At 39.5% G+C, this 22,579-nt stretch carries 23 protein-coding genes; 1 reads left to right on the forward strand and 22 read right to left on the reverse strand.

From position 1 onward, the window contains the following. Window positions 1-18: 18 nt before the first annotated feature. The 21 genes from aroB to prsW all read right to left on the reverse strand — a co-directional run bounded on the left by aroB (window position 19) and on the right by prsW (window position 20,393). Entirely contained in the window at window positions 19-1,095 is a 1,077-nt protein-coding gene (aroB, locus tag HUX68_RS03880) for a 3-dehydroquinate synthase (protein ID WP_174613602.1), read from the reverse strand. Next, window positions 1,096-2,262: a chorismate synthase gene (gene aroC, locus HUX68_RS03885; protein WP_174613603.1), complete on the reverse strand. Its 1,167-nt coding sequence runs from the start codon at window positions 2,260-2,262 to the stop codon at window positions 1,096-1,098. It lies immediately after the preceding gene. Window positions 2,263-2,462: 200 nt separating this feature from the next. Beyond that, window positions 2,463-2,909, reverse strand: coding sequence for a nucleoside-diphosphate kinase (gene ndk, locus HUX68_RS03890; RefSeq protein WP_174613604.1), 447 nt, complete (start codon window positions 2,907-2,909; stop codon window positions 2,463-2,465). A 77-nt stretch (window positions 2,910-2,986) separates the two neighbouring features. Further along, window positions 2,987-3,958, reverse strand: a complete 972-nt coding sequence (hepT, locus tag HUX68_RS03895) for a heptaprenyl diphosphate synthase component II (protein ID WP_174613605.1) — start codon at window positions 3,956-3,958, stop codon at window positions 2,987-2,989. Window positions 3,959-3,999: 41 nt separating this feature from the next. Then, window positions 4,000-4,704, reverse strand: coding sequence for a demethylmenaquinone methyltransferase (gene menG / locus HUX68_RS03900; RefSeq protein WP_174613606.1), 705 nt, complete (start codon window positions 4,702-4,704; stop codon window positions 4,000-4,002). Window positions 4,705-4,707: 3 nt separating this feature from the next. Continuing rightward, the gene (locus HUX68_RS03905; protein ID WP_174613607.1) at window positions 4,708-5,505 is read right to left on the reverse strand and encodes a heptaprenyl diphosphate synthase component 1; all 798 of its coding nucleotides are present in this window, start codon (window positions 5,503-5,505) and stop codon (window positions 4,708-4,710) included. A 231-nt stretch (window positions 5,506-5,736) separates the two neighbouring features. Continuing rightward, entirely contained in the window at window positions 5,737-5,949 is a 213-nt protein-coding gene (gene mtrB, locus HUX68_RS03910; RefSeq protein ID WP_174613608.1) for a trp RNA-binding attenuation protein MtrB, read from the reverse strand. 183 nt (window positions 5,950-6,132) lie between these two features. Then, window positions 6,133-6,405 (reverse strand): HU family DNA-binding protein, encoded by a 273-nt coding sequence (locus HUX68_RS03915; protein ID WP_174613609.1) that lies wholly within the window; start codon window positions 6,403-6,405, stop codon window positions 6,133-6,135. Between the two features lie 411 nt (window positions 6,406-6,816). Beyond that, complete coding sequence (spoIVA, locus tag HUX68_RS03920) at window positions 6,817-8,295, reverse strand: stage IV sporulation protein A (protein ID WP_174613610.1); 1,479 nt, start codon at window positions 8,293-8,295, stop codon at window positions 6,817-6,819. Window positions 8,296-8,538: 243 nt separating this feature from the next. Next, window positions 8,539-9,264, reverse strand: coding sequence for a hypothetical protein (locus HUX68_RS03925; protein ID WP_246206601.1), 726 nt, complete (start codon window positions 9,262-9,264; stop codon window positions 8,539-8,541). An 11-nt stretch (window positions 9,265-9,275) separates the two neighbouring features. After that, on the reverse strand, window positions 9,276-9,473 hold the full coding sequence (locus HUX68_RS03930) for a DUF2768 family protein (protein WP_174613611.1): 198 nt from the start codon (window positions 9,471-9,473) through the stop codon (window positions 9,276-9,278). Window positions 9,474-9,854: 381 nt separating this feature from the next. Continuing rightward, a complete protein-coding gene (locus tag HUX68_RS03935) occupies window positions 9,855-10,115 on the reverse strand; it encodes a stage VI sporulation protein F (RefSeq protein ID WP_246206602.1) in 261 nt (86 codons plus the stop codon). Between the two features lie 59 nt (window positions 10,116-10,174). Further along, window positions 10,175-11,212 (reverse strand): NAD(P)H-dependent glycerol-3-phosphate dehydrogenase, encoded by a 1,038-nt coding sequence (locus HUX68_RS03940; protein ID WP_174613613.1) that lies wholly within the window; start codon window positions 11,210-11,212, stop codon window positions 10,175-10,177. A 13-nt stretch (window positions 11,213-11,225) separates the two neighbouring features. Further along, window positions 11,226-12,536: a ribosome biogenesis GTPase Der gene (gene der / locus HUX68_RS03945; protein ID WP_174613614.1), complete on the reverse strand. Its 1,311-nt coding sequence runs from the start codon at window positions 12,534-12,536 to the stop codon at window positions 11,226-11,228. Between the two features lie 198 nt (window positions 12,537-12,734). Further along, window positions 12,735-13,868: a 30S ribosomal protein S1 gene (rpsA, locus tag HUX68_RS03950; RefSeq protein ID WP_174613615.1), complete on the reverse strand. Its 1,134-nt coding sequence runs from the start codon at window positions 13,866-13,868 to the stop codon at window positions 12,735-12,737. Window positions 13,869-13,962: 94 nt separating this feature from the next. Further along, entirely contained in the window at window positions 13,963-14,547 is a 585-nt protein-coding gene (locus HUX68_RS03955; protein ID WP_174613616.1) for a lysophospholipid acyltransferase family protein, read from the reverse strand. Next, complete coding sequence (gene cmk / locus HUX68_RS03960) at window positions 14,544-15,239, reverse strand: (d)CMP kinase (RefSeq protein WP_174613617.1); 696 nt, start codon at window positions 15,237-15,239, stop codon at window positions 14,544-14,546. Before cmk ends, HUX68_RS03955 begins: the two co-directional genes overlap by 4 nt. Window positions 15,240-15,597: 358 nt before the next feature. Then, entirely contained in the window at window positions 15,598-16,941 is a 1,344-nt protein-coding gene (gene ypeB, locus HUX68_RS03965) for a germination protein YpeB (RefSeq protein ID WP_174613618.1), read from the reverse strand. 15 nt (window positions 16,942-16,956) lie between these two features. Further along, on the reverse strand, window positions 16,957-17,817 hold the full coding sequence (sleB, locus tag HUX68_RS03970; RefSeq protein ID WP_174613619.1) for a spore cortex-lytic enzyme: 861 nt from the start codon (window positions 17,815-17,817) through the stop codon (window positions 16,957-16,959). A gap of 63 nt (window positions 17,818-17,880) precedes the next feature. After that, window positions 17,881-19,581, reverse strand: coding sequence for an IS1182 family transposase (locus HUX68_RS03975; RefSeq protein ID WP_174613620.1), 1,701 nt, complete (start codon window positions 19,579-19,581; stop codon window positions 17,881-17,883). Between the two features lie 161 nt (window positions 19,582-19,742). Further along, complete coding sequence (gene prsW, locus HUX68_RS03980) at window positions 19,743-20,393, reverse strand: glutamic-type intramembrane protease PrsW (protein ID WP_174613621.1); 651 nt, start codon at window positions 20,391-20,393, stop codon at window positions 19,743-19,745. Window positions 20,394-20,476: 83 nt separating this feature from the next. Between prsW and HUX68_RS03985 the strand changes: the two genes are divergently transcribed. Next, window positions 20,477-21,448 carry an asparaginase gene (locus HUX68_RS03985; RefSeq protein WP_174613622.1) on the forward strand — a complete coding sequence of 324 codons (972 nt, stop codon included), beginning with the start codon at window positions 20,477-20,479 and terminating at the stop codon, window positions 21,446-21,448. A gap of 113 nt (window positions 21,449-21,561) precedes the next feature. Here HUX68_RS03985 and HUX68_RS03990 read toward each other — a convergent pair whose 3' ends face one another. Next, window positions 21,562-22,539: a YpdA family putative bacillithiol disulfide reductase gene (locus HUX68_RS03990; protein WP_174613623.1), complete on the reverse strand. Its 978-nt coding sequence runs from the start codon at window positions 22,537-22,539 to the stop codon at window positions 21,562-21,564. Between the last annotated feature and the right edge of the window lie 40 nt (window positions 22,540-22,579).

Consider the following 22,579-nt stretch of genomic DNA (forward strand, 5'->3'; position numbering starts at 1 on the left):
TCCTCACCTGTCCTTTACTCAAGATCTGCCTGATAATGTTTCCATAAATAAATCGATATAGTTCAATAGGTCGTCATCGCTGATTTCAGCCGTTACAGGCTGGGCGACAGACCGTAAAAGTACCATTTGAACTTTTTTGCCTTCTGTTTTTTTATCAAGTTTCATTTTATTTATAATATGCATTGAGTCCAATTTCGGCAATTGTAACGGATACCCATTTGATTTCAGCCAGGAATACAACTGGTTAAAGGGTAAGCTGACAGGAAATGTTTGTTCGCTAACCTGAAATGCGAAAAGCATGCCAATTGCTACCGCTTCACCGTGTGAGAAACCATGATAATCCTGTATTGCCTCTAATGCATGCCCGAATGTATGACCCAAATTCAGATATTTTCGGATTCCAGCCTCTGTCTCATCTGCTTCAACCACATCTGCCTTAATTGCTATTCCACGATTAATATGATCTGCAATGGTTTTACTTGTTAAATCAGACAGATGAACAGACATCAAGGAATCGAAAAATGGCTCGTCAGCAATTAATGCTTCTTTAACGAGTTCAGCATATCCGCTTCTGAACTCCTGCTGATTTATAGTTTGCAAAGTATTGACATCATAAATGACAGCTGCAGGAGGATAGAAATTCCCAATTAAATTTTTCCCCTGTGCATGATTGATTGCTACTTTACCGCCGACACTGCTGTCGTGCGCCAGGATGGTTGTAGGCATTTGGATAAAGTCAATGCCCCGCATGTACGTTGCTGCAACAAAACCGGCCAAATCACCGACAACTCCGCCTCCGAGTGCTATAATCAATGATTTTCTGTCCAGACCGCAATCGATTGCTTTCGTATGAAGTTGATGAAACATTTCAATTGACTTGGAGCCTTCCCCATTTTCAATTATTGCTGTATAAACATGTTCATTGTCAAAGTTACGCTGAACGTCTTCCAGATAATGACCTGCCACCAGATCGTCCGTAATGATTAAAATGGAAGAATATGTTGTTGGAAAAAATTCTTTAATCTTAGTTCTGAGACCTTCACCGATATAAACACCATATGTTTTTGCAGAAGATTTTACTTTGGTAACCTTCACCTAAAAACACCTTGTTTCTTCACGGTATTCATTGATGGCGTCTGCCAGTTTTGGAAACTGGTCATACGGAAATTGTTCCAAAACAGCTTTGGCAATTTCAAATGCTACAACATGTTCCATCACAACTGATGCTGCCGGCACCGCACATGAATCAGATCGTTCTATACTGGCATTGAAAGGTTCCTTGGAATCAATATCAATACTTTGCAGTGGCTTATAAAGGGTTGGTATAGGCTTCATAACACCTTTAACAACTATAGGCATTCCTGTTGTCATTCCACCTTCAAATCCACCAAGACGGTTTGTTTTCCGGTAATAGCCATCTTCGTCGTTCCAGGCAATTTCGTCATGAACCTGACTCCCGTTCCTTCGTGCTGCTTCAAAACCGAGACCGAATTCCACTCCCTTAAAAGCGTTTATGCTGACAACACTGCCAGCAATCCGAGAATCCAGTTTTCGATCATAATGTACATAGGATCCGACTCCGGCAGGCATCCCTTCTACATAAACTTCGACAACACCCCCGATTGAATCCCCATCTTTTTTCGCCTTGTCGATCGCATCCATCATCGGTTGCTCGACTTGCTTATCCAACGTTCGTACAGGAGAGGCTTCTGACATTTCCTGTCTTTCTTTTATGCTAAGCGAAGGAGAATCTTCCGCGACAATTCCGGCGATTCCCTTTACATATCCTGAAATTTTAATCCCAAGCTGCTTCAACAATGTTTTGGCAACAGCTCCGGCTGCTACCCTTGCAGCGGTTTCCCGGGCTGAAGAACGTTCCAGTACATTCCGCATATCACGGTGGCCATATTTTAGTGCCCCATTTAAGTCGGCGTGTCCTGGTCTTGGTCTGGAAACGGTACGCCTGATTTTTGCATCTTCATCCAGCGGTTCTTCCCCCATAATATCTGTCCAATGCTTGAAATCATCGTTAGGGATAACAAGCGTAACAGGAGATCCAAGCGTATATCCATGCCTAACTCCACTCATTATTTCAGCCAAATCCTTTTCGATTTGCATTCGTTTGCCTCTGCCATGTCCCTTTTGCCTGCGCAGTAATGATTGGTTGATATCATCAATCGTCAGCGGCATCCGGGCAGGAAGACCTTCGATAATTGTTGTAAGTTGTTTTCCATGTGATTCACCTGCAGTTAAGTAGCGCATAATGAGATCCTCCTTTTCAGGATTTTCATATTACTATATCATATTTGTTTTTATTTTTGTGAAAAAAACATCATTATTTTGCATAAAAATACGCTTGTTGTGTAACAAGCATGTGCTGAAGCTTATTTAACTGGGATAAAGTCAGGAATTTTTATTTAAAACATAAAAACCTCCGCATATAAAACGGAGGTTTTTCATAATTAGTAAATCCATTCGCTGTCTTGTTTTGAATAAGATAATACGTCATTTTCATTGAAGAAAAGACCAATTTCGCGTTCTGCACTTTCCGGTGAGTCAGATCCGTGAATGACATTTTTACCAACTGTCATGCCATAATCCCCGCGGATTGTTCCGGCAGAAGCTTCCAGCGGATTTGTTTTGCCCATCATATCTCTGGCTGTAGTGATAACATTTTCACCTTCCCAAACCATTGCAAATACCGGACCGGAAGTAATGAAGTTGACTAACTCGCCAAAGAATGGACGTTCTTTATGTTCACCGTAGTGATTTTGAGCCAGGTCATCTGTGATTTGCATCAGTTTTGCACCAGCCAGTTTAAACCCTTTACGTTCAAACCGATTTACAATCTCTCCTACCAAATTGCGTTGTACGCCATCTGGTTTTACCATTAAAAATGTTTTTTCCATAGTAGCACCTCGTTTAGTATGTATTTGAGTTTTATAACCGTTTAAAAGTTTATCAAACTTCATAGTAAATAACAATGTCAGGAACGTCTTTTGCCAATATATTTGGCAATGCTGAGAAGTGTCTGTTTAGCTTTATGATTTTTAATACAGTCTAGTGCATTTAATGCTTTTTCCAAATAGTGATCACTTACCTGGTACGATTTTTCAATCGCAGTCGTATTCTTCAGTCCTTTAATTACTTGAGTCATGTCAGCATCTGTTACCGTTTTGGACGAATCAAATGTTTCCATGAGCATCTGTTTAAAAGCCGAATCCTGCATTGCAAATAAAACAGGCAATGTTATATTACCTTGTAGAAGGTCATTTCCAGCAGGTTTCCCCAGTTCATCCGCTGAAGAGGTGAAATCCAAAATATCATCAATAATTTGATAGGACATTCCGATGTAGTAACCATACTGATATAATTTTTTTTGCTCTTTTTCTGAAAGTCCAGAGACGATAGCGCCCAATTTACAGCTTGTCGCTATAAGCAGTGCGGTTTTTCGTCTGATTCTTCGTAAATAATCACGCAAATTCTGATCCCAGTCAAATTTATCCTTAATTTGTTCAATCTCACCGACTACAACTTGGACAATTGTTTTGGACAATTCCTGATGAGCATTGACATCGGGGATGGTTGTGATATTTTCCAATGCACGGGCAAGTATGTAATCTCCTGTATACATCGCGACACGATTCCCGTATAACTGTTTCGTGGTGGATTTTCCTCTGCGCAATGATGCATCATCAATCACATCATCGTGCACCAGCGTCGCCATGTGTATCAGTTCAAGCGAGACTGCAACCGTTTTTACCCGGTTCAAATCATAATTCCCCAGCTGGCCGCATAACAAGACAAAAACAGGGCGAATACGCTTCCCCCCTGCCTGAAGCAACTGTAAAGATGCTTCCCGTAACACAGTATGATCGGCTTGTATTGCACTGTTTAATGCATGTTCAATTATATCCAATTCTTTTTTTAAATATCCATATGTTTTACTTAGTTTCATGCACGTCACCTTTTACATTAATTTCCCGCTAATCGTTTCGTTTATTTTTTCTCACCCAAATGCATGGCTGCCACGCCGCCTGTATAACTTTTAACCTGTACCTGGCTGAACCCCGCATCCAGAAACATTTCCTTCAGTTCCTTTTTATCAGGAAAATTTTTAGCTGATTCATGTAACCATGCATATTCCTTATAGCTTTTAGCAAACAATCTGCCAATCAGCGGCATAATGAATCGAAAATAAAAATAATACCCTTGACGAAAGCCGAGCATGGTCGGCTGGGATGTTTCCAGACAGACAACTTTACCGCCCGGTTTCACGACCCGGTACATTTCTCTTAAAACCGTCATATAATCGGGAACATTTCGCAATCCAAAACCGATCGTTACATAATCAAAGGAGTTAGCATCATATGGCAAATTCATTGCGTTACCGTGAACGAACGAAAGCTGTTCGTACTGTATATTTTTATTTTTCTCCCGGGCTACTGAAAGCATATTGGAGCTAAAATCAATTCCAATCACCTTACCTTTGTTCCCGGTAGCTTTCGCCATCGAAAATGCCCAATCCCCTGTGCCGCAGCAAACATCCAATGCAGATGCTCCCTCTGAAACATTCATCCGCTTCATAACGTCCCGCCGCCATGCCTTGTGACGCTTAAACGATATGATTGAGTTCATGGAATCGTAATTGTTATATATTTTCTCAAACACGTGGTGTACGCGTTCTTCTTTGGACTGAGACATGTGTTATCCTTCTTCCGAAATTATTCTTAAGCTGCTTAATTGTTCACTTAATGTGTCCATCAAGTCAGCCTTTAGTGAGGTCAGCCTACTAGGGAAATTATCCAGTGAATTTTTGAGACTGGTCACATTATCCAGGATTATTTGATTAATCACTTCCGGATTGTTCAATTGTTCAGTAAAAGCGGAGTAGCCGGGCCGGTATGTGAATACTGATGAGGCATTATTCATTGCCAAATTACGCTTCGCTTCGAGTAGTTTGCTTAAAAGCAGCCAGTCACCTGTTATATTACTGATTTCTTTTTCTTGTACAAATTCTGCAACATACATAATCAAAAGTGAGTCGATTTTATTATTTATAGTTAAAAATTCGTGCAATGAATCTGCTTTATTATAATATAATTGCATTTTACATTCATTTATTTCTTTGATTGCTGCAGCGAGCATATGAACCAATTCAATCTCTTCGATGCTGGAAAGAATTAAATAATATAGACCACTGTAATAATCACCAGCAAGTACCGATAATTGTTTGTTTTTTCTCTCTGAATCAGTCTGTACATAGTTATTGGTCTGCGGAACCAGATCATGCGTATCCAGGGCCATTTGCACCAACATAGTCGTCGTGATGTAATTTTCTTTTTGTAAACCGGTTAAATCAGTATCATCCAAAATTGCTTTTAATAGGAATAGTTTATCATCATTGATTTCCGGTATATCGACATAACTTTCTATATATGTATGCTGCATCTTCTCATGTATTAATGACCTGAGATTTCTCATTTCCGTATTGGACGTCTGCAAACCAACCACCCGTGCCCTTTCATGCATTCTTATTAATAATGACATTATAGCACATTTTATAAGTGTTCCATAATTATAAATTATAATCAGAAATCGCTGAATAAAACAAAAACCAAAGTGTTTGTCTGGCAACTTATATAGTGAAGCTGCATTTCGTTGTTGGTCTTTTCGCCAGGATCTCTGTCAGTTGCTGGGTGCTGGAGCTGGACGCAGCTGATAATTTATCAAAGATTAATCATTGTTCATTTCTCCATGACTTGTCTGAATTAATGCCTTACCCCTGATTTTCACTGCGGAAGTATGTTCCGTAAACTGAGCGATCATCACTTCACCTTTATCCAATTTTTCGGAATGATGAAATCGTGTGTCCGTTCCTCTTGTCAGACCAATCACATTTACACCGTCTTCCAACGCTTTTATTACGAAATAATCATCTTTTTCCATGATTTTTACCTCCATCCATAAATGGTTGCAAAAAATATATTTTTTTAAAAAACTTGGCATTCGCCAAGTTTTTGGACGAATGCCTCAGTTGTACTTTTGGAGATAGGAAAGTATAAAACTTTCCTATCTGCCAAAGAAAAAAGGGCACGTTGACACGCGCCCTTTTCTCGCCCTATGTACGTTTTATTTTACACTTTCTTTTAGGGCTTTACCTGGTTTGAATGCAGGAACTTTGCTTGCAGGAATTTTGATCTCCTCACCTGTTTGAGGGTTTCGGCCTTTACGGGCAGAACGCTCACGTACTTCAAAGTTCCCAAATCCAATTAATTGTACTTTTTCACCTTGTTTAAGTGAATCCATGACAGATTCGAATACTGCATCTACAGCTTTTGTAGCATCCTTTTTAGAAAGCTCACTTTTTTCTGCAACTGCATTTACTAAGTCTGTTTTGTTCATGATATTCACCTCCTCCCAAAAGTTCAATAGACATTGGAACAAATTGAATCTAATTTCATTTGTTTCCAATTTGTCATTTTTTATACGCAATGCCACCAATTCAATGATGACAAGGCTTATATTAACTGAGATTGAAGCAAAATTCAACAATAAGTGCATAATTTTCCGGTATTTATTTAATTATTGGCGAATTTTCCCCATAAATTTTCCAGATTATGGGAAAAATCTGCTAAACCAGAACCGCACTGTACTTAAAAGGTTAATATAAACCTCTTTATAAACTATACGACATAAGATGTCAAATTCCTGCTGTTGATCAAAAAAAACTTTAAATTAAATAGAAAACACAAAATCCTATATTAAACTGAAACCTACATAACTGCTAAAAAAAGTAGCAACTATGTTCAGCTGCTACAAGATTATTGCTATTAATCCACCGGATCCTTCATTTATAATTCGTTCCAGTGTATCTTTGAGCTTATACCGTGCATTCTCTGGCATAAGTGCTATTTTTGCCTGAATTCCTTCTCGTACAATCGAGCTTAATGACCTTCCAAAAATATCTGATTCCCAAATGGATAAAGGATCTTCCTCGAAATCCTGCATCAGATATCTGACTAGTTCCTCGCTCTGTTTCTCTGTACCAATGATTGGAGCAAATTCTGATTCCACTTCTACTTTAATCATATGAATCGAGGGGGCCATTGCCTTAAGCCTTACCCCAAACCTGGAACCCTGACGAATAATTTCCGGTTCATCCAGTTCCATATCTTCAAGCGAAGGAGCGGCAATTCCGTATCCGGTTTGCTTAACCATTTGTAATGCTCCTGCTACCTGATCATATTCCCGTTTCGCGTGTGCGAAGTCCTGCATTAATTCCAGGAGGTGATCTTTGCCGCGAATCTGCTGGCCAACAATTTCCTTCAATATATCATCGTACAGATAATCTGGCGCATGTAAGTCAATTTCCGCTACACCGTCACCCATTTCCATACCTGCCAGATTTGCTTTAGCAATGTTGTCGTATTCCTCGAAATCTCCAACGATACTGTCGACATCGCGAAGCCTTTTGATATTCTGGACAGTTGATTGAATTGCATCCTGATAATTTCGCCTCAGCCAGTGATCTTCATTGAGAACCATTACCCAGCTTGGGAGATTCACATTCACTTCCAAAACAGGGAATTCATAAAGTGCTTCCCGCAGAACATTATACACATCATGTTCTGTCATTGATTCAATACTCATGGCAAGTACGGGAATATCATATTGTTCAGTTAGCTCCTGACGATACAATTCTGTTTCCTGGCTTGTCGGACGAGTGGAGTTTACCACCATAATAAAAGGTTTTCCAACCTCTTTCAGCTCTTCCACCACTTTCGATTCAGCTTCCTGATAATCAGATCGCTCAATCTCACCAATTGTCCCATCAGTAGTTACAACAACTCCAATGGTGGAATGCTCCTGAATGACTTTCCTGGTTCCAATTTCCGCGGCATCATGAAAAGGAATAGGGTCTTCGTACCATGGGGTATTTATCATTCGTGGTCCATTTTCATCTTCAAATCCCTTGGCACCTTCCACTGCATAACCAACACAATCAACAAGTCTTACGTTAACATCCAAACCGTCATCAACATGAACAGATACCGCCTGATTCGGAATGAATTTCGGCTCGGTCGTCATAATGGTCTTGCCCGCAGCACTCTGCGGCAGTTCATCATGAGCACGTCCTCTTTCGCCATCATCCTCGATATTTGGCAATACTACGGACTCCATAAAGCGTTTAATAAAGGTAGACTTCCCGGTTCGGACTGCACCGACAATTCCCAGATAAATATCTCCATTCGTCCGTTTCGAAATATCTTTAAAAATATCAACTCTCTCCAAACGATCCCCTCCCGATCTCCATTTCCGATAATCCTGAAAAACCTGCGAATAATTGACATTACAAGTCTATGATGTTGTCCCACCAAATTATGACTTGATTTTGACTAAAAAAATAAATTCTGGATGACTTTCAAACCTTGGTATTCGTTAACGGAATTTTTATAGAAGCATCATTTCAGTTTTTAACTGCACAAAAAATCCCTTGCAACACAATATATGTTACAAGGGACATATTATGATATATTAATGATCCTGAAGAAAAACCGGTTCCCCATTTTTTATTGTATATGGCAGTGAATAGGAAGGTACAAATGGTGAATGTTCCGCTAATAAATAACGAATATCTTCACCCTCTTCATAATCGTGATCATATTTCTTCAATGCGGCGGTTAAATCGATCCTGTAATCCACATAAAGGTTACCTTCTGTATCCATAACGATTGGAAGATTTTTATGCGAATATGGACTTACAACATATGGCTCAGTATCCAGCCCTAATTTTTCATAATCAATTTTAAATACACCTTCTGAAATTCTTTTGCCAAATGGGGGATAGAGATGTTCATTCCGGTACATATTTAATTTGATATTCAGTTCACGGATAGCATCGGTTACACGCAGATCGATTAATTTGACAGTTGGGTCCTTGTCAGCATGAATGATGGTATATTGATAAATACCACCATTTTCATAAGCAGTGCCTGGAATGTCCGAAATAATGTTACGCTCCAGTAATTTTTTGAAGTTAATTAAATACTTACGAAAAATAGGTGTATCCTGTTCCTTGGTTTTAATCGGGAGTAACCCCTGTGTCTGTTTCTGGTAGGTATCAACTGCTGATTGCATCATATCCAGTTGAGCTTCATTCGGAATTTGATTTTTGGACTTTTCACTTTCCGGATACAGACAGCCGCTTAATAAAATTGTGAAAATGATTGCAATGCATAAATAAATATATGTAGCTTTCACGGTAGATCCTCCTAACTTGTCGGCCCGCTGAAGACAATGTACAAAATAATAATCCCACCAAGGATTAACGACAGGTAAGCCAGTAATGAGACAATACCTGCGAGCCAGCCTCTCAGTTTATGCCGGCTGAGCAGGATAAGTCCGATTGAAAGTAGGAGGAGTGCCATACCGATAAATGAAATCCACATATTCAGCATACTCTGAGACATTTATTTCACTCCCGCTTCAAATTCAGCATAATTGCACACCGTATTATAACATACTGGGCATGATTCATATATTTAAAATAATTTTAATCAAAAAAATGTCACAATTTATAATGAAGCGGAAGCGTCATTTAGCATCTTATTATCGTAGTGGAAAGTGTGAAGTTTGGAAATGCGCTCCCATCAAAATCTCTGCTGGTTGTTCGACAATGAGCCGAACATGGTTGAATGTGTATGTAAAATCCGATTAAAAATCCGGGACAGAGGGGGCTGACTCCATCCCGGTTGACTAAATAAAATCCACAGCAACTCTATCATGAATGCTTGTGCGATTTATATTATGCGAGCAGACTTCCAATTGCATCCTCACTTGCCTAAATATCGCTACTTTTTAAACAGCTGATTCAATGTTTGCATATCCATCGGCATATTGTTGTCTGTGATGGATTGTACAATCTTATCCTCTTTCGCTTTTGAAATAGGCTTTCCGGCTATTTTTGCCAGTTTCTGAACCAATGCTCTTACCGTTGTTTCATCGGAAAAATCAGCATTTTTGACGGATTCAGCTACTTTGTAAATTTGATCCGGGTTGATATCTGCCTGCTGCTGTAATTGATCAAAAGGATCGTTCCAGGAATTACTCACACGCTCGCCTCCCTGCATTGTTACTTCAACACATTATATGCAAAGCATGCGTTTACGTGTTATTTGGAATAGTTTCCTCCAATTAATTCTGCAAGATCATCCATCTCTTCACGTTTGTTGCGACTCATCAATTGCTCCACAATATCGCGAGGATATTTATTCTCAAACAGAATCTGGTATATACCGGCGGTTATTGGCATTTCTATATCCTGGTCTTCAGCAAATTGATATGCGGCCTTTGCGGTACGAACGCCTTCAACAACCATCCCCATTTGGTCAAGTACTTCATCCAGCTTATGTCCTTTACCCAACAGATTGCCGGCACGCCAGTTTCTGCTGTGGACACTGGTACATGTTACGATCAAATCCCCAACACCAGGAAGCCCCAGAAATGTTAGCGGATTGGCTCCCAGAGAGGTACCCAACCGGGTAATTTCAGCCAGACCTCTCGTAATCAAAGCTGCTTTAGCATTATCACCATACCCTAAACCGTCCGAAATACCCGCACCAAGTGCTATTATATTTTTTAATGCTCCGCCAAGTTCAATTCCAACCACATCAGGGCTTGTATATACACGAAAAGATTCATTAATAAACAGATCCTGTGCCAATTCGGCATTGGAACTGTCAAGCGATGAGACGGTTACCGTTGTTGGCAGCCGCTTGCCAACCTCCTCAGCATGACTTGGACCCGAAAGCACCACAATATCTTCATAGCTGTACGCATCCATTTCTTCACTGATCATTTGGGATACACGTTTAAGTGACTCCGGCTCAATTCCCTTGGTGGCATGAATAATGGTTATTTTTTTCTTCAGTAAACTGTATAGTTGTTTGCTTACTTCGCGTATAGCTTTTGTCGGTACAACCAGTACGATGGCTTTGACGTCATCAATTGCTGCCTGTAAATCATCAAATGCCTTAATGTTTTCAGGTATTTTTACTTCTAAATAATTTTCGTTTATTCGTTCGTTATTTATTGTATCAGCCTGCTTTTTACGATGTGTCCACAGACGGACATCATGACCATTGTCAGACAATACAATACTGAGGGCTGTTCCCCAGCTGCCTGCACCAATTACTGCTACTTTACTCATTGGTATAGCCTCCTTATTGACGTCGTCTTGCAAATATTTTAATCGGAGTTCCTGTAAACCCAAAAGCATCCCGAATTCTGTTTTCCAAAAAACGTTTATATGTGAAATGCATTAAATCAGGATCATTCACAAAGACAACAAAACTTGGTGGTTTAACTGCTACCTGCGTTGCATACAGTACCTTCAGTTTTCTGCCCTTAACGGTTGGTGTTGGATTCATTGCCAATGCATCCATAATCACATCATTCAGTACGTTTGTCTGTATGCGCTTTGCATGGTTTTCACTGGCCGTTCTGATAGCGGGAATAAGTGTATGAAGCCTTTTCCTCGTTTTAGCTGAAAGAAATACAACAGGGGCATAATCAAGGAATTGAAAATGTGCCCTTACTTTCTCCTCAAATTCTTTCATCGTTTTGTCACTGGATTCGATTGTATCCCATTTATTCACAACAATAATAATTGCCCGACCGGCATCATGTGCATACCCGGCAATTTTTTTATCCTGCTCCCTTATTCCTGTCTCTGCATCTAACAGAACTAGGACTACATCCGATCGTTCAATCGCCTTTAAGGCACGTAATACACTGTATTTTTCGGTTGTTTCATACACTTTACCACGTTTACGCATACCGGCAGTATCAATTATTACAAAATCCTGATCATCTTTACGCAAGTGCGTGTCAACTGCGTCCCGGGTTGTTCCTTCTATTTCACTCACTATGACCCGGTCTTCGTTTAACATCGAATTAACGAGTGATGATTTACCAACATTGGGTCTTCCAATCACACTGAAGTATATGGTATCATCAGGCATTTCTATCTCCTGCTCCTTGGGAAAATATCCGACCACTTCGTCAAGTAAATCCCCCAATCCAAGCCCATGCGACCCGGAAATCGGATACGGTTCTCCAAATCCAAGTGAATAAAATTCATAAACCTCCTGGCGCATTTCCGGGTTGTCCATTTTATTAACACCGACAACTACAGGTTTATTTGATTTAAACAGTAATTTAGCCACTTCTTCATCAGCAGCAGTAATGCCTTCCCTGCCATTCAACAAAAAAATAATAACATCAGCTTCTTCAATGGCAACTTCCGCCTGTTGACGCATTTGAATCAATAAAGGCTCATCTCCAACGTCAATACCACCCGTATCAATCAAATTGAAAGTGGTTGTAAGCCATTCAGCTTCGGCATATATTCGGTCCCTGGTAACCCCGGGAGTATCTTCAACAATTGAAATTCTCTCTCCGACCAGTCGATTAAAAATAGTTGATTTACCGACATTCGGTCTGCCAACTATTGCTACTACAGATTTCCTCATGAAAGGAACATCCTTTCCATCATTACGTTCCAGATTTATTTTTATGTATACAGCATTTATTTATTCTAGCAAAAGAAAGCCACATAGACAATTATTAATGGAAAACAATTTCCGGACGGATGGATTCATTTATAATACCGTATAAAACAGCACTATAAAGAATGCTCTTCCCATTTGGAAAGAGCATTCGCTAAAAAGTTATGATTTATATTTGTCCAGTTTATCGCCAATGAAGTCCCCAACCTGGAAGCCAAGTTGATCATCATCTTTTTCATACTTTTTAAATTCGGCCGCTTCCTGTTCCATTTCCAATTCTTTTATGGACAATGACATCCGCTGTTCTGCCTCGCTGACATCCAGTACTTTTACTTTAACGGTTTGTCCGGTATCCAATACCTCCTGAGGTGTTCCGATGTGTCTGTTGGCAATTTGTGAAATATGAACAAGTCCTTCGACACCAGCCATTACTTCGACAAAAGCACCAAAACTTACAAGGCGTTTTACCGTCCCTTCAAGCACATCTCCCTTTGATACTTTTTCTTCAATATCTGTCCAAGGTCCAGGAAGAGTTTTCTTACGAGAAAGTGAAATACGTTCATTATCACGATCAACGGATAAAATTTCAACGCTTATTGTATCCCCTTCTGCGACAACATCTTCTGTCTTTTCCACATGTTCATGTGCCAGCTGTGAAATGTGGACAAGACCATCGATTCCTCCAAGGTCTACAAAAGCACCAAAGCTTGTTATACGTTGGACAGTGCCGTCAAGTACCTGTCCCGCTTCAAGGTTTTGAAGTAATTGCTGTTTTTGGCTTTCTTCCTCATCTTGAACCACATCACGATGCGATAGAATAACGCGGTTCTGTTCTCTGTTGAGATCAATAATTTTTACTGATAATACTTGATTTTTATAGTCGGAAAAGTCTTCCACAAAATACGTTTCAACGAGAGATGCCGGAATAAATCCGCGCAAACCAACGTCAACAACCAGTCCGCCTTTTACAATATCTTTAATTTCTGTTTCAAAAACTTCTTCATTCTCAAATTTCGTAGCAAGTGATTCCCATGCCTTATCTGCATCTACCGCTTTTTTGGATAGAATGACTTCATCATCCTCAATCTTTTTAATCTGCAGTGAGAGTTCGTCGTCCTCTTTCACCACGTCACTTGCTTGTTCAACATGAAGGTTTGACAACTCACTTATCGGAATAATCCCCTCTGTTTTATATCCAATATCTACAAGAACCTGTTTTTCTTCCACTTTGACAACGGTTCCTGTGATAAGGTCTCCCACCTTCAATTCTGGTACTTCGCTGTTAGATTCAGTCATTCAAAAGCCCTCCTTAAAATACAAACCAACAAAGTTCGAAATATCTCTTTTTTATAACTTCTAATATTTATAATTATTTGTCAAGCAAAGCAAATCACGAATGATAATTATCCACTAATTTTCTTATTTCATCCATAATTGCATCTGATGTATCTTTTGCTGACGATTTATTTTGACGGTATGTTTCCATTTCTATCGGTTTCCCGTAAATTACTGTCAAACGCTGGCCGGGCTTATATGGTCCAATAATGGCACAGGGTACAATTGCTGCTTTAGAACGCAAAGCGAAAAAACCTGCTCCTGCCAGGCCTTTTCCCACCTTTCCAGTCCTGCTGCGTGTTCCTTCGGGGAAGAGTCCCAGTGTTTCATTGTTTTGTAATATTTTCAACCCACTCCGTAGCGCGTTCCGATCTCCCATTCCTCTTCGTACAGGAAAAGCATGTATTTTCCTTAGTAATGTTCCCAGTACCGGTTTTTCAAATAACTCGCCCTTAGCCATAAAATAGATATCACGCGGTGACGTAATGCCTACAACTGGCGGATCCAAGTTTGAAATATGATTGGAACAAATAATGACAGGTCCTTCTTTCGGTACATTTTCCTTTCCGACAACCTTGATACGGTATATTGGAAACAGAAAAATTGCCACTACTGTTTTAGCAAATGTATAAAGACTCATGCTCCGTCCCCTCTACGTCCCATTACGTTGCAGGCTTCATCTAAAATACGTTCCGCCACTTCGGCAATGGTAATGGAGGTTGTATCTATTTCAATGGCATCATCGGCTTTCAGCAATGGCGAGGCTTCCCGTTTGGAATCGATCAAATCCCGCTGTTCGATTTCTTTTTTAAGTGTCTCCAGATCGGAAGAAAACCCTTTTTGTAAGTTTTCTTTATGTCTTCTCTGCGCACGTTCTTCAACGGTGGCAATAAGAAATATTTTCACTTCTGCATTCGGCAGTACATGTGTGCCAATATCCCGGCCGTCCATAACAACGCCTCGCTTTGCCGCCAGTTTCTGTTGACGTTTTACCATTTCCTTCCTAATATGTGGATGCTTGGCAATATAGGAAACATGGTTGGTTACCTGATCAGAGCGAATGTCATTTGTTACATCATTCCCGTCCAATAAAACATGCTGGCTATCTTCTCCTTGAATCAGTTCAATGGTTGTATGCCCCAACAGTTTAAACAGCGCATTTTCATTATTCGGATCAATTTGGCTGTTTAGCGCTTTTAGTGTCAACGCACGGTACATTGCCCCCGTGTCAACGTATATAAAGTTGAGTTTCCTAGCTGCTATTCTTGCTACAGTGCTTTTCCCTGCAGCGGCAGGTCCATCAATTGCAATCGCTATTTCTTTCTTATTCATTTATGACTTTCATTCCTCTCATTTTCCCTTGTAACCCACACGATTTTTATGCTTATATAAACTTGGTGAAGTGTGTGAAAGTCAACACCATTATGTATTACAAACATGATTCCGACATATTTTTTCCATAACCCTACAATAAATAATAACACATTATTGAAATGAAGGTCTATTTGTTTTTGTAAGAAAACAAGGATGGGACAAATATGTTTTCTCAATAGAAAAATCCCAAATAATTGTATTAGTGTATTCAGCTGCTCCGAAAATAACTTCACTTTTCATAATATAAAAGCGCAAAAAATAAAGCAGCCTGTATCAGTTTACGTGATACGGGCTGCTTTTTAACATGTGTTCCGTTTCAGGAAACAACATCAAAATTTACTTCTTTGCCATCCAGTTTTTCAACCTTTTCCTCTGTCCCATTCATTGCATTGATAAAGATACGGTATGTCTCATTGCCAAGAACTCCGAGAAATTCATACGTCAAAACTTCCTTGCCAAGGTCATTATCGATAATCGCCAGATGTTTTTCATTAATTTTCACATCAGCATTGACACTTTCTTTTGCTTCTTTGGCAGACAGCTTAGGCTCGGGAATATCTCTTTTCTTATGGTTCATAAAATAATTCTTGGCGGTAAATCCGAGCAGGTCACCGTTATCCAGCGCAACTTTTACCTCAATTGCATCGGAATAAACCCGTACCCCATTCTGATTATACAAAAAGGAATAAACACCGATGTTGTCATATTGATTGCTCTGGAAAATTTCCATCTTTTCAAAACCATGTTTGTTAAGGTAGGATTCAGCTTTTTTTAACCCATCATTCAAGCTGATCTTCTGCTTTCCGACTTTGCGGTTAACAAGCAGAGAGATAAGATGCCCACCCTTTTGTGACATATCCATATAAGCATTTTTATCACCATTCCGATAAGAAATGCTGTAAATAGGTATATCGGATCCCTTACCACTTTCGGTTATCGTAATGTTTTCCGTGTTTTTTACATTAAAAATATTTTTACTTCGCTTTAAAGCTTCTTCTTTGCTAATTTTTTCACCTTTCAGGAACTGATACTTGTGATCCTGGGATGATGTTCCAGGCAGTGGTGAATCAACGTTGCTTTCACTGAAACCTTCCACCGTTTTTTCCACTGTTTTAAATCCGTCCACAATGGTGTTATCCGTAGGTTCGCCTTCCTCAGCAAGAGCCAATTCAACATCCATCCACCGTAAATTTTCTTCCAATACAACATTCTGTACTCTTCTTAATTCATTTTTAATATCGGCTGATTGTTGATATAATTTTTCCAGTCTTGTCATTTCCTTATCTGTCAAGGCCTTTTTCCCTGAATCTTTAACAGCTGTTCGATACGTAAATTTACCGATATCAGAAAGAAATTCTTCCGTTTTATTAAATGGCATCAAAACCAAAGGAAGCTGCCCAACATCTGCAGTTGCTTGTGAAGTCAGCCGCCATATTTCCACCAATTGTGGAGATAGGCTTGTTTTTGAATCCATAGCCAAAGCGGTTCCTATCTTATCATTCATCAAATCCAAATGATAGGTAAGTTCATGAAATGCACGCTGATAGTCATTTTCCGCTTGAACAAGAATCGCATTCTTTTCCTGATGTTCCTGATATCCCCAAAAACCTACAGCGGCTATTCCAACGGTTAGAACACCAATTAAAATCCAACGTATCATGTATATCACACCTTTCTATTTACAAAATATATGCTTGCCAATTTTCTTGATTTGCGGACGGGACCATATCCAATCAGATGTTGCGGTTTTCGGGTTGAAATAATACAACGCCCCTCCGGAAGGATCCCAGCCGTTTATGGCATCCATCACTGCCTGTTTTGCAGTTTCGTCCGGAGTCAGCCAAATCTGTCCGTCAGCAACTGCGGTAAATGCTCTTGGTTCAAAAATAACGCCGGAAATAGTATTCGGAAAAGACGAACTTTCAACACGGTTTAAAATAACTGCCGCAACAGCAACCTGACCCACGTATGGCTCGCCTCTGGCTTCACCGTGAACGGCATTCGCCATAAGCTTAATGTCATTCTGCGAGAAGCCCTGTGGTACATTTACCGCAGTAGGTTGAGGATTTGCCTGATTACCTGACTGATTGTTTGTTTGATTATTTGTCTGATTAGGGGTGTTATTTCCCTGTGGTGCAGATTGTTTCGATCTATCGACGCCTCCATAATACGTAAACTCATTTCCGCTTCTGATTTGACTTTTAACGTATTGCTTATCATATTTACTTTCCTGGACGAGTTTGTTTTTAGTTACTGGACCGGCAAACCCATCCACTTTCAGCCCAAATTCATATTGGAAATTTCTTAATGCCCAATACGTTCCCCATCCAAATACACCATCGATATCTCCATTATAGAACCCTAGATACTGAAGTCTTGCCTGAAGCTCGATGACATCATCCCCGGTTGAACCATGCTGAATCACCTGCGGACTAAATGCTTCCACCTTATTTACAGGGGCTGCGGTTTGTAATCCGATAGCAATAAAACATATAATAATAATGGATAGTGACAATTTTCTTGTTTGATAGGTCATGTAATTTCCTCCTGCTGCTAGAAGATATGATGTACCTATTTTAAAACGAAAATCGCTTTTTATTCATTTTCTTAAAAAATAGAAAGAGGCTGGGACATAACTAGCCAAAAATAACTTAAAAATGGTTCCGATCATCGATTGTTGGTGATCGGAACCATTTTGATTTGGATTATTTTTATGATCTGTTGGTTGATTTACGTTCATGGCAGTGTACTTTCGCAAGTTCACCGCCATGAATGCAAATCCTAATTCATTTTCCACTTTCTCTTTGCCCCGTACAGAAAAACGGGTGAAACGCAAATTAGCCTTCAAGAATCCGAAGACTGGTTCCACCTCAATTTTACGTTTACCGTAAATTTCACCAGTTTCTTTTTCCGAAAGCTGTTGTCTCGTATATGCTTTTTGTTGCTCCCACTTTTGGTTATAATAAATTCTTCGGTTATGGCCTTCCTTTGCTTTGGTGCATTGGGATCGTAACGGACAACCGGAACAGTCTTCACATTCATAAACTTTAAATGTCCTTGTATAACCATATCGGTCTGTTCGGTTGGACATATAGCGGAAGGTTAATCTTTTACCATTCGGACAGGTAAAGGTATCATTTTCCTCGCTATATTCCCAATTGGCTACATTAAAGGCGTTTTCCTTATATTTCTTTTTCTTCTCTTTACGGTATTGGTTATACGTAATCAGTGGCGTGCGTTTCCGATTCTCGATGACGTCTTCGTAGTTTTGTTCACTTCCATAGCCTGCGTCAGCGACAATATACGTCGGTAGCTTAAAGAAACGTTCCTCGATATGATCCAGAAAAGGAATGAATGTACGTGTATCTGTCGGGTTTGGAAACACATCATAAGCGAGCGCATATTGTCCTTCTGTCGCAAGTTGCACATTATAGCCTGCTTTCAGTTGGCCATTTCTCATATGGTCATCTTTCATTCGCATAAACGTGGCATCATGATCTGTCTTGGAGTAACTGTTGCGTGTTCCGAAGGTTTCCATGTCCTGCTGGTATTTCTGTTTGCGTGCCACGTAATCCTTAAATTGTTTACGATATTGTTTCGGTGTTTTGCGTTCGGAGCGAAGCCGTTTCCGTTCGCTTCCATCTTCACTTGCTTCGATTTTTTTATTATAGGCTTCAACGTTCTCATCCAGCTTTTCGACTACTTTTTCGAGCTCATCGGTAGATAGCTCATCTGCGCTTTCCCGTTCGATTTCCGGAATAATTTCTTTTTCCAATAGTTCATCATACATCTGGTTGGACTTCTCCACCAAATTGGCACTGTATTTTTCAATCGCTTTACGCCAAACAAATGTATACTTATTGGCATTCGCTTCGATTTTGGTTCCGTCCATAAAAATCGCTTCTTCATCTATCTGTTCTTCCTGTACAAGCTGACAACGAAATTGCACGAAGCACTGACGCAATAGTTCTTTGACCTCTGGATGAACACGGAATCGATTGATGGTGCGATAACTCGGCTCATATCCCTGGGCTAACCACATCATACGTACACTATCGTTCAGTAATCCTTCCACCTTTCTGCCAGAGAAAACAGATTGCGTGTAAGCACATAAAATAATTTTCATCATCATGCGTGGATGATAAGCTGGACAACCAGTGTCACGTAAAAAGTTAATGAATGCATCATCCGGAATAGCTTCCACTATGTCATTCACAGCGTAAGCAATATCATCTTCTTGAAGTTTTATTTCTAAATCTAACGGCAAAACCACTTGATTCATGTTATAATGTTTAAACATAAGGACACCTCCGATGATTATTGTGTGGTTACTTTAATTTTATCAGAAGGTGTCCTTTTTGTTTATTAAAAGCAAAAAAATAAGCGTGGTCTTTCCACTTAATGGTGGAGACCACGCTTATTCTATTTTACTGGGTTTTGTCCCAGCCTCAAACTTTACGTTCAGTCTGATTGAATAGGCTTATTAGCAGCTTTCATCCTATTCAGACAGACCATCCATAATATCAGCATAAATGGAATTAGCAGAGCAAGCCAGTCGCTTGTGACCGTTTTTAGAATGAAATTATAGCTTCCATGGAGCAGGAAAGGAAATACAAATGCAAGCACCACATTCCATTTTTTAAAGTTATTATTAACTTTCGCTTTTCCAAAGTAATATCCCATTATGACACCAAATAAGGCATGTGATGAAACAGGAAATAATGCACGTGAAAAAGCATATTCAATTCCATTGGTGACGAGATACAAAACATTTTCTACAGTGGCAAATCCAAGACTGATCGAAACAGCGTAGATAATGCCGTCATAGTGCGTATCAAATTCAGTATGGTTATAAATAACAAAAATAAATATAAACCATTTGAAAAACTCTTCGGAAAACGCAATCAGCAAAAAGGATTGAATAAAATTATTGTCGCTGAAATTTTCCGCATGTAAAGCATATTGAATAAACATAATTGGAAAGACAAGCGCTGCGCCTGATATAAAAGTTTTGACTACTAATGTTATTGGCTCTGAAAAACGATCTTTTAAGTAAAAAAAGGACATCAGTGCAAATACAGGTGCAATACCAGCTGATATAATAGCAAGCAAGTTATTTCCCCCCTTCCAATTATGCTTCATTAAGCTTACCATTAAGTGCCGGGAATGAAAATAGTTACAGGGAGGTTCTTATTGTGAAAAATATACTGATTATACATACAGGCGGGACCATATCCATGCTGGAAAACAAAGAAACCGGAAAAGTTTCAACCACTTCCGAGCATCCATTAACAGACCTGTCTTATTACTTTAAATCTTATGCAAATGTGGATGAGGTTATTGCGTTTTCACTTCCTTCACCACATATTACGCCGGAACATATGCTGGAACTGTCCAAAAAAATTGATAAGATGAGTAAGGATTATGATGGCATTGTAGTAACACATGGTACAGATACACTGGAGGAAACGGCTTATTTTCTGGATCTGACAGTTAAAACCGCAAAACCAGTCATAATCACAGGGGCGATGCGCTCAACGAATGAAATTGGGTCAGATGCCCTATACAATTTAATCAGTTCACTGCGGGTGGCTATTGATCAAGAGGCTTCCGGTAAAGGAGTCCTTGTCGTGATGAACGATGAAATTCATACTGCAGGCAATGTAACGAAAACATCAACTAGCAATGTCGCAACATTTCAGAGTCCGCAATATGGACCGATAGGAATTATTACGAAAGAATCCATTATATTCCATCATACCATTTTGGCAAGGTACTCTCATCCGGCTGCACAAATCTCTAAGAATGTGTTTTTACTTAAGGCATATGCCGGTATGAACGGGCAGATACTCGAAGCATTATATGCCGGTAATCCGGATGGTCTTGTGATTGAAGGTCTTGGACAGGGCAACCTTCCCCAAAATACGGTCACCCCCATCTTGAAATTTATAGCAGATAATATTCCGGTTATATTGGTTTCCCGTTGTTACCAGGGAATTGTGCAGCCTACTTACGCATATGAAGGCGGCGGAAAACAGTTAAAAGAAAAAGGAGTTATCCTGACAAACGGCCTTAACGGCCCAAAAGCCCGTATCAAATTATTACTTGCCCTGGAAAAAACCAATGATCAAAATGTTATTCGGGAAATGTTTGAGAATGAAAAGTAGTAACAAAAAAATCACGAATTAAACTTATTTTCCTAAATGAATATCCCGTACCATATCAAAAATGGTACGGGATTTGCTACTTTGCTTCTATAAGCTGTCAAAGAATATACAAATTAACCCTTCTTTACAATATCTTCAGCAATTTGTTTGCCATGATGCCGGCCGTTTTCAATAAATATTTCGTTATTATTGTACCCGGCTGCAACAACTCCAGCGATATATGCATTTGGTACGTTCGTTTCGTACGTATTTTCATCAAAAGCAGGCTTACCATTATGTTCATCAACAGAAATACCAATTTGCTTTATAAATTTATTGTTCGGCTTATATCCGGTCATCGCAAATACAAAATCATTGTCAATCGATTTGGTCTCGCCATCCACCCTGTATTCCACCTGATCTTTCGTTATACGCAGTGTTTCAGCATTAAATTCCATACCGACAATTTCTTTTCTGACAAGTGAATCGAACTCCGGCAATATCCATGGTTTAATACTTTTTGAATAACCGTCTCCTCTGTATAAAACGGTAATGTTTGCACCTGCTTTGTGCAATTCCAGCGTAGTATCAACTGCAGAGTTTTTTCCACCGATGACAACAACATTTTTTTGAAAAAACGGATGTGCTTCTTTAAAGTAATGCATTACTTTTGGAAGGTCTTCACCAGGTATATTCATTTTATTCGGCTGATCATAGTAACCGGTAGCTATAATAACATGCTTTGCTTTATATTCAGCTTTTCTGTGACCTGATTTATCCGTTCGTATTAAAAAAGCTTCATCCTGTTTACTGACTTCTGTAACTTTTTCAAACGTATTCACCCGGATATCCGTCCGTTCTGCTACAGCACGATAATATGCCAGCGCCTGATTTCTTACAGGCTTTTTAAGTTCCGTAATAAATGGGAGACCGCCAATCTCAAGCTTTTCGCTTGAACTGAAAAAAGTCTGATGTGTCGGGAAATTATATAACGTGTTGACAATATTTCCCTTTTCAATAATAAGCGGTCTGATACCCTGCTTTTGAAGTTCTATTGCACATGACATACCGCATGGCCCGCCGCCGATAATTATCGTATTTTCCATATTCATATCTTACACACTTCCTTTATTCCCTCCAGAATATTTAATT

The organism is Virgibacillus ihumii (genome assembly GCF_902726655.1).
GTDB lineage: Bacteria > Bacillota > Bacilli > Bacillales > Amphibacillaceae > Lentibacillus > Lentibacillus ihumii.

What these genes read in the sequence shown, in the direction of transcription:
- HUX68_RS03955 (WP_174613616.1), bottom strand. Translation starts at nt 14,547, where the DNA reads ATGAGTCTTTATACATTTGCTAAAACAGTAGTGGCAATTTTTCTGTTT.
- hepT (WP_174613605.1), bottom strand. Translation starts at nt 3,958, where the DNA reads ATGAAACTAAGTAAAACATATGGATATTTAAAAAAAGAATTGGATATA.
- rpsA (WP_174613615.1), bottom strand. Translation starts at nt 13,868, where the DNA reads ATGACTGAATCTAACAGCGAAGTACCAGAATTGAAGGTGGGAGACCTT.
- aroC (WP_174613603.1), bottom strand. Translation starts at nt 2,262, where the DNA reads ATGCGCTACTTAACTGCAGGTGAATCACATGGAAAACAACTTACAACA.
- HUX68_RS03940 (WP_174613613.1), bottom strand. Translation starts at nt 11,212, where the DNA reads ATGAGTAAAGTAGCAGTAATTGGTGCAGGCAGCTGGGGAACAGCCCTC.
- HUX68_RS03915 (WP_174613609.1), bottom strand. Translation starts at nt 6,405, where the DNA reads ATGAACAAAACAGACTTAGTAAATGCAGTTGCAGAAAAAAGTGAGCTT.
- der (WP_174613614.1), bottom strand. Translation starts at nt 12,536, where the DNA reads ATGAGGAAATCTGTAGTAGCAATAGTTGGCAGACCGAATGTCGGTAAA.
- HUX68_RS03975 (WP_174613620.1), bottom strand. Translation starts at nt 19,581, where the DNA reads ATGTTTAAACATTATAACATGAATCAAGTGGTTTTGCCGTTAGATTTA.
- sleB (WP_174613619.1), bottom strand. Translation starts at nt 17,817, where the DNA reads ATGACCTATCAAACAAGAAAATTGTCACTATCCATTATTATTATATGT.
- HUX68_RS03990 (WP_174613623.1), bottom strand. Translation starts at nt 22,539, where the DNA reads ATGAATATGGAAAATACGATAATTATCGGCGGCGGGCCATGCGGTATG.
- menG (WP_174613606.1), bottom strand. Translation starts at nt 4,704, where the DNA reads ATGTCTCAGTCCAAAGAAGAACGCGTACACCACGTGTTTGAGAAAATA.
- ndk (WP_174613604.1), bottom strand. Translation starts at nt 2,909, where the DNA reads ATGGAAAAAACATTTTTAATGGTAAAACCAGATGGCGTACAACGCAAT.
- HUX68_RS03930 (WP_174613611.1), bottom strand. Translation starts at nt 9,473, where the DNA reads ATGTCTCAGAGTATGCTGAATATGTGGATTTCATTTATCGGTATGGCA.
- cmk (WP_174613617.1), bottom strand. Translation starts at nt 15,239, where the DNA reads ATGAATAAGAAAGAAATAGCGATTGCAATTGATGGACCTGCCGCTGCA.
- ypeB (WP_174613618.1), bottom strand. Translation starts at nt 16,941, where the DNA reads ATGATACGTTGGATTTTAATTGGTGTTCTAACCGTTGGAATAGCCGCT.
- mtrB (WP_174613608.1), bottom strand. Translation starts at nt 5,949, where the DNA reads ATGGAAAAAGATGATTATTTCGTAATAAAAGCGTTGGAAGACGGTGTA.